This is a genomic window from Chryseobacterium sp. 14P4.3.2, from assembly GCF_057799275.1.
The window spans coordinates 22374-34309 of record NZ_JBYOKO010000025.1 but is presented as its reverse complement, the minus strand read 5'-3'; the positions used below and the strand labels follow the sequence as shown (position 1 = coordinate 34309).

General features: G+C 36.6%; 7 protein-coding genes. 4 read left to right on the top strand and 3 right to left on the bottom strand.

Going from position 1 to position 11936, the window contains the following annotated elements; all coding sequences use genetic code 11:
• Positions 1 to 94: 94 nt before the first annotated feature.
• Entirely contained in the window at positions 95 to 484 is a 390-nt protein-coding gene (locus tag AC27VX_RS22680; protein ID WP_236855430.1) for an SRPBCC family protein, read from the bottom strand.
• Positions 485 to 520: 36 nt separating this feature from the next.
• Between AC27VX_RS22680 and AC27VX_RS22675 the strand changes: the two genes are divergently transcribed.
• Positions 521 to 1132, top strand: coding sequence for an NUDIX hydrolase (locus AC27VX_RS22675; protein ID WP_262912478.1), 612 nt, complete (start codon positions 521 to 523; stop codon positions 1130 to 1132).
• Between the two features lie 90 nt (positions 1133 to 1222).
• Here the strand turns inward: AC27VX_RS22675 and AC27VX_RS22670 are convergent, their stop codons facing one another.
• Positions 1223 to 2494, bottom strand: a complete 1272-nt coding sequence (locus AC27VX_RS22670) for a UDP-N-acetylmuramoyl-tripeptide--D-alanyl-D-alanine ligase (protein ID WP_488698164.1) — start codon at positions 2492 to 2494, stop codon at positions 1223 to 1225.
• A 65-nt stretch (positions 2495 to 2559) separates the two neighbouring features.
• On the bottom strand, positions 2560 to 4161 hold the full coding sequence (gene gldJ / locus AC27VX_RS22665; RefSeq protein ID WP_236855432.1) for a gliding motility lipoprotein GldJ: 1602 nt from the start codon (positions 4159 to 4161) through the stop codon (positions 2560 to 2562).
• A 164-nt stretch (positions 4162 to 4325) separates the two neighbouring features.
• On the opposite strand from gldJ, the gene porU reads away from it, so the two are divergent.
• The 3 genes from porU to AC27VX_RS22650 all read left to right on the top strand — a co-directional run bounded on the left by porU (position 4326) and on the right by AC27VX_RS22650 (position 11929).
• Positions 4326 to 8225 carry a type IX secretion system sortase PorU gene (gene porU / locus AC27VX_RS22660; RefSeq protein WP_488698161.1) on the top strand — a complete coding sequence of 1300 codons (3900 nt, stop codon included), beginning with the start codon at positions 4326 to 4328 and terminating at the stop codon, positions 8223 to 8225.
• Positions 8226 to 8285: 60 nt separating this feature from the next.
• On the top strand, positions 8286 to 9449 hold the full coding sequence (porV, locus tag AC27VX_RS22655) for a type IX secretion system outer membrane channel protein PorV (RefSeq protein ID WP_236855434.1): 1164 nt from the start codon (positions 8286 to 8288) through the stop codon (positions 9447 to 9449).
• A 221-nt stretch (positions 9450 to 9670) separates the two neighbouring features.
• A complete protein-coding gene (locus tag AC27VX_RS22650; RefSeq protein WP_300691307.1) occupies positions 9671 to 11929 on the top strand; it encodes an FUSC family protein in 2259 nt (752 codons plus the stop codon).
• The last annotated feature ends 7 nt before the right edge of the window (positions 11930 to 11936 follow it).

Genomic DNA, 11936 nt, shown 5'->3' with positions numbered 1-11936 from the left:
ATAGTGAAATAAACAAAGCAGATATAAGAGCGATCCAGTTGTTGACAATCTTATAAAAAAAACAAAAAAACCTTCACATATGAAGGTTTTTCTATTATTTATAAGCTTCGATTTTGTCAGTAAGCGTATTGATAAAGTTTTGTAATGGTTTTTCTACCATCATTTTGATGAACGGATTGAATTTCCCCTCAAATAACATCTGAACTTCAGTCTGGTTTTCGTTGATTGGGTTCAAAGTTGCCGTCAATGAGAAATCTAAGCTTGAACTTGCGGATCTCAAAACAGCTTTCTGATCGTCTACTTCATCTATTTTCAAAGCGATTTCCGGCATTCCCTGTAATCCAAATTTAAAACCGTTATCTCTTGTTTCAAACTTTTGAAGACCGTCCGGCATAAAATCTTTGTAGTTTTCAGGAGTTTTTAACAATTCCGACAACTCTTTAGATGATTTATTGACAATAATTTTTCGTCCTTCTAAATTCATTTTTTATTTTTGTATTTAAATTCTTAATTCTTACAAATGTATAAAGTTTTTGTGAACGAAAAAAAATTATTGATATCTAAGCATCCCGAAAGACTTGAAAAAAATCTCGGGTATGAAAGTTTCACGACTTTAGAGATTGCATTGGATATTTTGGAAAATACTTCAGTGAATGAACTGAATGTTTTTGGTGAGAATATTGAAGAAATCTGGCATGAATTCCAGAAGCTTTTCAGAATTATAGAAGCTGCGGGGGGACTTGTTAATAATCCGGTAGGAGATACACTTTTTATCAAAAGATTAGGCAGATGGGATCTTCCTAAAGGAAAAATGGAAAAAGGAGAATCCAGAGAAGAATCTGCCGTACGTGAAATAGAGGAAGAAACAGGTCTTAAAGATGTTGAACTCGTTCAATTCATCAATACAACCTACCATATTTATGTGGAGAGAAATGGGGAAAAAATATTAAAATGCACCCATTGGTTTGAAATGAAATTCAGCGGCAATGATACTTCCAAGCCACAGACTGAAGAAGGCATTACTGAAGTTGCCTGGAAGAACACCGTTCAGATTGAAAATGAAGTCTTTCCAAGTACATTTCAAAATATTAAGCTGATTGTAAAAGAATTTTGGGATTCAAAGGCAAAATAAATTTCAAAAGTCTAAAGGACGGTAGAGGAGCATTGAACCACTCCTCTACCCTGCCGTCTTGTAAATATAATCAGCTTCCTATATAATATCTTAAATGAAGTCGATCAGTTTCTCCAGCGCTACGCCTCTTGATCCTTTCAACAATATATTTTCGGCTTGAATTTTATGATCTTTTAAATATTCTATTACACTTGCGGTATTTTCGAAAGCAAGATCTGAAGGATTAACAGCTTTAAAGTGTTTTCCTACTGTGATAATTTCATTAAACCCTAAATCCTTTGCCAGTTTTAAGATATTCTGGTGTTCTTTCTCACTTTCATCTCCCAACTCAAGCATATCACCGATAATAATGGTTTTACTCCCTTCAAAAGTAACAAAATTATTCAGTGATGCTGTCATGGAACTTGGATTGGCATTATAAGTATCCAGCACCATTGTTCTGCCGTTATTCTTCACAACCTGAGAGCGCATATTCGTCGGGGTGTAATGCTCAAGAGCATATTTTATTTTTTCAAAACTGATTCCAAAGTGAAGTCCTAGACTGGCTGCCGCACAAAGGTTGGTAAAATTATAATCTCCTGTCAGTTTTGATACAGCTTTCATTCCATTATAGCTCAATCCTACAAAATGTTCTTCAGAAAAAGATTCAAAATTATAATCTGAACTCTCCTTTCCAAAAGTAATAACTGGTGAATAATTTTCTGTTTTTTCAGTTTGGACAGGATCATTTTCATTAACAATGATTGTTTTATGATTATTTTTAAGATAATCATACAGTTCAGATTTCCCCTTGATTACTCCCTCAAATCCGCCAAATCCTTCTAAATGGGCTTTTCCAAAATTGGTAATATATCCAAAATCAGGTTTTGAAATAGCAGACAGGAATTCAATTTCCTTCTGATGATTGGCTCCCATTTCTATCACAGCCATTTCATGCTCAGGCTTGATAGATAGGATGGTTAGAGGAACCCCGATATGATTATTGAGGTTACCCGATGTATACTGTACATTATACTTTTCTGAAAGTACGGCATGAATGAGTTCTTTGGTAGTTGTTTTCCCATTACTTCCTGTAAGACCTATAAAAGGGATGCTAAGCTTGCTTCTGTGATAGATTGCCAGCTGCTGTAGGAAATCCAAAGTGGATGGAACATAGAAAATATTTTTATCTCTGTTTTCAAATTCCTGCTGTTCAACTATTACAGCCAAGGCACCTTCGTCAATAGCTTTTTCGGCTATAGTTGCTGCGTTGAAATTATCTCCGGAGAAGGCAAAGAAAATATCATTTTCTGCGATTTTTCTGCTATCAATGGTCACTTTACCAGCCTGCAGAAACAAAGGATAAAACTGTTCTATATTCATAGGTCAAAAATAAAAAAACCTTCCGGAAATCCGGAAGGTTTTATATAAGTATTTTTTGATAAATATTATCTTCGAGTTCTACTCTTGTCATTTGTTCTTGCATCCTGAGCGACACGGAAACCAATCCAGCCAAATGCTTTTCCTTGGTTTTTATATCTTCTTTGTCCCGGATCCAGCCAATATGCAGTATCTTGCCAAGACCCCCCTTTTACAACTCTGATATCGTTAGACATTTCAGAAGTTCTGTCTTTGGTATCTTTTTGCATTTTTACTTTACCTGTAGCGTCTACAACAAATCTTTTTCTAGGAGAATTATACATATCAAATCCTGAAGCAGAATCTGATGCTCTGTAATATTCTAAAGAAGACTGTCTGTCACCATCTCTGTAGTTTCTGTAATCAGCAATCGTTTCTCTTTCAAATTGTCCCGGAAGTCCTTTGTAAACTAATCTTCCGTCAGCTAAAGTATCATACTTAATAGTACCTTCGTCGATCATTTTGTAAGTTCCGTCACCGTTTCTTACGATAGCCTGAGGCATATTTCCTCTGTAATAATTGAAATCGTTGTAATCTTCGTCAATGATTGGTCTGTATACATCAGCAGTCCATTCAGAAACGTTACCATACATACCATAGATTCCTAAATCATTAGATGGATATTTTCTTACGTCGGAAGTCTGTGCAGACCCGTCATTTTTCCATCCTGCTATACCAGAATAGTCACCTTTACCCATTTTAAAGTTTTCAAGGAACATTCCTCTTTCTTTTCCTTTAACCCCTCTTAATCTTTCAATTTCAGGTTTCTTTCCAAGGTATTGGTTATATTCTCTGGTTTTCGCCATTCCAAGAGCTGCATATTCCCATTCTACTTCAGTAGGAAGTCTGAACTTCTGTACCATTGCAGAATTTGGAGCTCTGTTTGCAGATAATAGTCTCTGGTTTGTTGTTTTCATCCCAGATTTCTGCTGCATTCTTTTTTCATTAATATATCCTTGCATCTCCGGATCATTCGCTTTGAATTTATCCATATTAAATGCAGTTCCTCCCTGGTTGTTGGATTCGTTGATATATAAATCTTTAGCAATAACACCTGCCTGCATCAAAGCCTTTTCATTTGCTCTGTCTGTCAGCCATTCACAATATCTGTTTGCCTGAGTCCAGGAAACTCCTACTACGGGGTAGTAATCGAATTCCGGAGAACGCAGATAAGTTTCATTATAATCGTTTCTAGCTAATTTATTGTCCCATAATAGAGTATCTGGCAGGGCGCCGTTATAGATCTCCTTAAAACTAGGATCACTTGGAGGGAATACATACTTCAACCATGTAAGGTATTCGCGGTATTCGTAGTTAGTAATCTCAGTTTCACCGATAAAGAATGAACTTACCTGCATTCTGCGAGGCGTGTTATTCCAATCGTGCATAACATCATCTTTCACTAATCCCATTGTAAAAGTTCCACCTTCTACATATACCATTCCTGGCCACCCCTTCTGTTTTTGTTGCTTTCCTGCAAAAAACCAACCTTGTTTTTCGTTTGGTTTCCAACCTGTCTTGCTGACAAATTTTTTAGTACCGCCTCCTTTGCTGGTTCCTGATCCGCCACAGCTGGTTAATGCAAGTGTAGAACTTAATGCTATTAATGAAAACAACTTTAGTTTTTTCATAGTCGATATAAATATTTTCAAAGTACAAAGAAAAAATAAATTATTCAATAAATCAAGTAAACATTTGATTTTTTTGAAAAACGTTAACAAATTAATTTTATTGTATCGCAATTTAATTCTAAAATTTTCATTTATTTTGTAATTTAGCAATTTCAATAATAAACATGAGACGAAAAATCACTCTTTTATCCTTAATCGCTTTTGCATCAACACTTTACGCCCAAAGAAACACCATAGAATGGAATGGTTCTAAAATTCAGGATTTTGGTGAAACAAAAATTAATCTTCCCATTTTCAAAAATGAAGGTTTTTCTTTCAGCCAAAATAATGTTTTTATAGTAACTAAGCAAAAAATCGGAGAAAAGCAGTTAAAAATTTCAGACCTTTCCTGGGAGAATGTTTCCAACCAGGATTTATTTGAATTGGATAAAGGCAGCCTTCCTGATTATGATGTGGCAGATGTTTCCTATTATACATTGGATGGGGACACTTATGCCAGTATCAGCGTTGCCTTATTTAAAAATGTGAAAGGCCGTGTTCAGAGACTTTCTTCATTTAATGTTACTGAAGGTGCAGCTCCTATTAATGCTTCAAGCACATTTAATAAGGTAGGAACTACAGGTAATCCCTTATCCAGTGGTAATTTTTACAAAATAAAAGTTGACAAATCCGGTATATTTAAAATCACATCACAGTTTTTAAAAGACAACGGGATCAATCCTTCTTCTGTAAATCCTAAAAATTTCAGAATTTACGGAAACGGAGGTATTATGCTTCCCGAATACAATCAGGACACCAAGTATGGTGCTTTGCAGGAAAACGCCATTCAGGTTGTGGGTGAAGATGACGGGGTATGGAATGATAATGATTATGCTCTTTTCTATGCACAGGGACCTGACGGATATAATCTTTATGATACCAACAACGGAAATGGCTTCAAAAGAAAAGACACAAGATTTTCTGAGAGAAGCAATAATGTAAAAAATATATACGAAGATTTTTCATATTACTATATCAATTTTGATAAAGGAGCAGGAAAAAGAGTTCAGTCCATTGACGGAAATCTCCCTGCACAGCTGATCACAAGGTATGACAGCTATCAGGTCATCAATAAAGATCAGAAAAATCTTTTGAAAGTGGGAAGAACGTGGGTAGAAGACACTCCTTTCAATAGTGAAAAAGATGTAACCATCACTACCAATTCTCCTATACAGGCTAATGATCTTATACGATACAGAACTCAGGTAGTTGGATACAGATCACAACAGAACAACATTGATTTTAAAATCAACAATCTGGCACCGTCTTCAAAAACTGTACCTGCAGACAGTGGAGCGATTCAATATAATTTTTATCCCATAACCTATTCGGGGACAATCACCAATCTTACCGGAAATCAGCTTACGATTAATTATAATCCTAATATTGGTAAAAACCCTAACGGAACTTTCTACTTCGATTATATTGAGCTGCAATACAAAGAGAATCTTGCATTTAATGGTTCACAGATGAACTTCAGAGATTATTCTATTGTAAGCGGAAGCAATACCAACTATGGATTTAGTATAACCAATGCCGGAAATATAGAGCAGGTATGGGATGTGACAGATATCACCAACGCAAACAGAAGAGTAAATAAAGCGGGAGCAGGTTCTTTCAACTTTGCCTATATTGCTGCTGATCAGAACTTCAACAATGAATTTGTAGCTTTCCGTTCTGACGCAGCCTTCAACCCACAGTTTGTAGGTAGGATTTCCAACCAGAATCTTTCCATATTACAGAATATTGATTATCTCATTCTTACTGTACCTGAAATGATGGGCCAGGCACAAAGACTTGCCAATTATCATCAGACAGCCAATAACTATAAGGTAGAGATTGTAGATATCAGTAAAATCTATGAAGAATTCGGAAGTGGAAGCAAAGACCTTACTGCTATCAGAGATTTCGTTACCAAACTGAATACACCAGCCGGAAGGCTTAAATATGTATTTATACTTGGAGACGCATCATTTGATTACAAAAACAGAATCTCAAATAATACAAACATTGTTCCCAGCTATCAAAGTGAGCAGTCTTCAGATTATGTATCGTCATTCGTTACCGATGATTATATTGTAATGAACCAGCCGCAGAATACCCTTTTAATTGAAAATAATTTACCCGATGTGCCTGTCGGAAGAATTCCTGCTGCTAATGTCACTGAAGCATCAGATATGATCAGCAAGACCCTAGCTTATTACAATTCTCTGTCCGGGCAGTCAAGTCCTTTTGGAGAGTGGCGTATGCGCCTTGACTTTGTAGTGGATGATAATAATGAAGGAGGAAGTCCTTTCCACAATGTTATGAACTCTAGTTTGGTGAGTATATTCGAACAGCCCGGCCAGCTGGATCTGAAAGAATACAATGTAAAAAAATTATATATGGATGCCTTCCCTGCTCAAAGTACTTCAGGAGGACTAAGGTATCCGCAGGTGAATCAGGCAATTTCCAATGCCATAGGAAACAGCTTATATCTTTTCTATTTCGGACATGGAGGAATCAATGGCTGGGCACAGGAAAGAGTATTAACCAGTACAGAAGTTCAAAACTCAAACAACTTCTCTAATGTATACAGCAGGTTTCCGTTTGTTTCTACTATAACATGTGAGTTCACATTATGGGATGAGCCGGGAACAAATTCTGTGGGAGAGCAGTTTATTAAGCTAAAACAAGGGGGCGTTTCGGCAATGATCACTTCCAGCCGTGCTATTGGTGTAGATTACGGACGTGATTTCACCAACACCTATACCCGAAATATATTTAAATTAACCAATGATGATTTCAATTCTTTAGGGTATGCTCATTTAATTGCAAAAAAACAGAAAGGTCCTAATAATAACCACCTGAAGGTAAATTTCCTTGGTGACCCTGCTATGAAACTAAGCAGGCCACAAAGATTGCTGACTATTGATAATATTGAAACTCCTGTTCCCGGATTAATCAGAGGATTGGATTTTGTGAAAGTAAAAGGACACATCAATAAACCTGACGGAACTCTAAACAGTACTTTCAACGGAAAAGTAGCCATCAACATTTTTGATAAGAGACTAAATAAAAAGACCTTAAATAACAACGGTGCTTTATCTCCTGTATTAGACTATACTGAAGAAGGAAGTGCTATCGTAAAAGCTGCAGGAACGGCAGTAAACGGAGTTTTCAATGCAGAATTTTATGTACCTAAAGACATTAACTACACTGTAGGAGACGGAAGAATACTGGCATATGCAGACAATAAGGCAACGGATGTATTCAACAACCAGACTGTACAGGTAGGTGATATCAACCCCAACGGAATCAATGATAACCAGCCTCCAAAAGTAAAACTGTATATGAATAATACCAACTTTGCAGATGGTGGTATTACCAATCAGAACCCAATGCTTCTTGCCTGTCTTACGGATGATACAGGAATTAACTCTACCGGATCAGGAATAGGACATGATATTACGGTTTATCTGGATGGGCAGATTATTAATACGGTAATTTTAAATGATTTTTATGCTCCGGGTGAAGGAAACGGATGTCTGAATCCAAGTCTTGCAGACTATCAAAAAGGAAATGTATCATATCCTTTCAAGAATCTTGCCATTGGACAACATCAATTAGCATTTAAAGTTTGGGATATAAACAATAATTCTACATCTGCTACGTTAAATTTTGAAGTTAAGGATGAATCTGACCAACACCTGATCATTAACCGTCCGCTGAACTGGCCAAATCCATTCACTAATAAGACCTATGTACAGTTTGAACACAACTGTGATGATATTCTGGATGTGAATGTACAGATCTATACAATTACCGGAAGATTGGTAAGAACTTTATCTCAGCCGGTGGTTGCAGAACCTTTCCTACAGGGCTTTAGAACCCCTCGTCAGGCAATAGAATGGGACGGAAGAGATGATTTTGGAGCAACAGTAGCAAAAGGTACGTATATTTTTAAGATATTTGCAAAAAGTCAAAATCAAGAAAAATGCAAAGGAAGTGCCACAGCTGTAGAAAAAATGGTACTTTTGAAATAAATTAACTTATACATAGATAATAATATTAATAAAAAACTGATAATATATAAAAGACAACATATGAATTTAACTACTAAACTGCTTTTAGGATTTGGTTTGAGTGCTGGTTTTTTAGGCTATTCGCAAGACTTGGGTAAAGTAAACCCAGTACTTACCGGAGCTCCTTTTCTAAGAATTGCACCTGATGCAAGGTCTGGAGGTATGGGAGACCAAGGGGTAGTAACCTCTCCGGATGCATTTTCACAGTTCTGGAATGCTGCAAAATATCCTTTTAGCAGAACAAGTTCTTCCATAGGTCTTAACTATACACCTTATATGGGAAAACTTACCAATGATGTATTCTTATTATATGGTGCATTTCATAAGTTCCTGGGGCAGGAAGAAAGATCTACCATTTCTGCAAGTATCTATTATTTCAATATGGGGCAAGTAGACCTTACTCAGTTGGTAGGTACAGAAATTGCTTCAATGGGTACATCAAAACCAAACGAATTCTCTATTGACGTTGCCTATGCTTTGAAACTTTCTGATTCCTACTCTATGGCTGTAACTGGTAGATTTATCCGTTCAGACTTAGCCGGAGGATTCAACACAGATACTACACTTAAACCTGCCAACTCTTTTGCTGTAGATGTTTCAGGTTACTACACTTCACCTAGATTTTCCAGTTTTGGAGGATATGATGGTAAATTAAATGCCGGTTTAGCCATTCAGAACTTAGGTCCGAAATTGGACTATACCGGAAATGAAGAATCAAGATCTTATCTTCCTACGATGGCAAGATTGGGGATTGGATATGACATGTTCCTTGATGATATGAATAGAGTCGGATTAACAGTGGAAGGTTCAAAACTTTTAGTTCCAGGATCTGAATATGCAGGAATAGATCCTAATACAAGACAGCCTATCTATCAAATTCCAAACGTAGGACCAATGGCTGGTATCGGAAAATCTTTCAAAAACAAAAACAGTATCATGTATAGTGGTGCTTTGGAATATTCATATGATAATGCTTTTTCTGTAAGAGGAGGTTACTTCCATGAAAGTGAAGAACAGGGAGCGAGACAGTTTGCAACAGCAGGTATCGGATTAAAGTACCGTTCTTTCGGTCTTGATCTTTCTTATCTTATTAATATGTCTAAAATCAACAGTGCATTGGATAACACTCTTCGTTTCGGTCTTACCTGGAACATAGGAGATGAAACATCTAATAACGATCGTTAAAAAAAAGACAACAGCAATACAAAAAGCCTCACCAACATGGATGAGGCTTTTTTTGTACTGTAATCAATGATCACCCCTGCAAGCTTCTCCGTTTATTTTACACATCAGAAATTCACTATTCACAATCACAAAAGCCGATTATTAAAAAAATATAACATTTAAGTTGACAAAAGTCTCTTCTTTATGGCGTCTTTTATAAATCCAATAGCTATTTTTGTAATATGAACTATTCGGCAGAGCTAAAAAAATTTGTGACCAGTCAATATGTATATTCTGCAATCAGAATTACATTAGCAACTGTTCTGCCTTGTTTGGTTCTCGCTCATTTTGGAATTTTAAAAGAATACTTCCTCTTCCCTCTCGGAACGAGTTTTGTGGCATTGACAGATCAACCCGGTCCTTTCATCCGAAGAAGAAATGCTCTTACTTTTGCCATTTGCTGTTTTGTCTTTGTCGCCCTGATCGCCAGTCTTGTGATGAATTTCAGAATACTGGTACTTCTGGAAATCGTTGTATTTGGAATGTTTTTCTCACTCATTGGAGTCTATGGCCAGAGACTGGCCGCTGTAGGTTCATTATCTCTGGTTGTACTTGCCATCTTTATTGACGGGCATCTTACAGGAAGTAATATCCCGAAGAGCTTGCTGATCTTTGCCAGTGGCTGTATATGGTTTTTGCTCATATTCCTTATTGTGACAACCATCCGGCCTTACAAACTGGCGGGGCAGATGATTGGTGAGAACTATCTGCAGCTGGCTGATTTTTTAAAGATCAAAGCCAACTATTATCAGAAAAATCCTGATTTTGATAAACTGACAACGCAGGTTATCGCCAAACAAATCGAAATAAAAAACTTACAGGAGGATACCAGAGAAACCGTTTTTAAAACAAGAACCATTGTCAATGAATCTACCACCACCAGCCGTTTGCTGATGCTGATGTTTCTGAACTCCATGGACCTTCATGAGAAACTGATGACCTCAGAAAGTGATTACCAGAAATTGCAGCAGAGTTTTGAAGACAGCATGATCCTGGTTAACATCCACGATTATCTGAATCTTTTGGCTGAAGAAATCACCAACATCGGAATCGCTCTTCAAAGTGGAACGAGAGCAAAACCCATATTCAACCTTGAACTTGAATTAAAGAACCTTAATTATAATTACTTCGAGCTTAGAAATAAACAGCTTTCTTCGGAAAGTCTGGAAAACTTTATGGTCCTGCGTCAGATCCTGATGCGTATCAATGAAATCACAAAGGAGATTAATGAAATTTATAAAGTTTTTTCCCAAAACATAAAACTGGCAAAGAGTTTATCTACCGGTCTAGACCTGAAAAAGTTTATGCCTAATGAGCCTAAGCTTAATTCTAAAGTCTTACGGAATAGTATTTCCTTATCATCTTCTCATTTCCGACATGCCATAAGAATTACCACTGCTTTACTATTCGGTTATCTTTTCTCTATGTTTGATTCTCTCGGGCTGGGACATACTTACTGGATTTTAATTACCATTACCGCTATTTTAAAGCCTGCTTATTCCATTACCAAAAAGCGTAACTTACTTCGTCTCTACGGTACTGTTACAGGAGCCACCATTGCCTATATCATTCTGCATTTTATCCATATCAACGGTATTTTGCTCGCTATACTGCTGATCAGTATGATAATGTGCTTCAGCTTTTTGAAAGGACGCTATTATTGGGCAGTTTTATTCATGACCATTTATGTTTTCCTGAGTTTTAACTTTTTGAATCCGGGGAAAATAGATGTGATATTTAAAGACAGGATTGTAGATACAGCCATCGCTGGCATCATCGCATTTTTAGTTTCTTATATTGTACTTCCTGTCTGGGAACACACACAAAATCTGGACCTGATGAAAAAGTCTGCAGCAGACAATCTGATTTATTTCCAAAGTGTGATTTCTAAATTTTTGGACGGAAATTTTGATCTTGAAGATTATAAAGTAAAACGGAAAAATGCAATTATTTCACTGGCCAATCTTTCTGATAATTTCCAGAGAATGATCTCTGACCCTAAAAATCAACAGAAAAAACTGGAAGTGGTTCATCAATTCGTTGCTACATCGCATCTTGTCACAGCTTACACAGCTTCTCTTTCTCAATACTCTCAAAATAATGAGCTGTATCCTGAAATTGATGCCGAAAGCTGGAGCAGAAAAATTGAAGCAGAAATGCAGCAGACCTCTACCCTTCTGGAGGGTAATGAAATAAATGAAACCCTGAAAATGGAGAGCCGTCTTGAACCGGAAGATTCGTCCATTGAAGATATGCTTCTGAAAAGAAAAACAGAGATTGAGGAAAGTGAAAGCATTGAAAAAATAGACCCCGATAAAATTTCGCATTTAACGGAGCTTAAAAACATTCACGATATTCTGGAACTGATCTACGATGTTGCCAAAGAACAGCGTAAAGTGATCGAAAAATATAAAGCTGAAAAAGTCGCTGAAACTGAATAATCAGTAT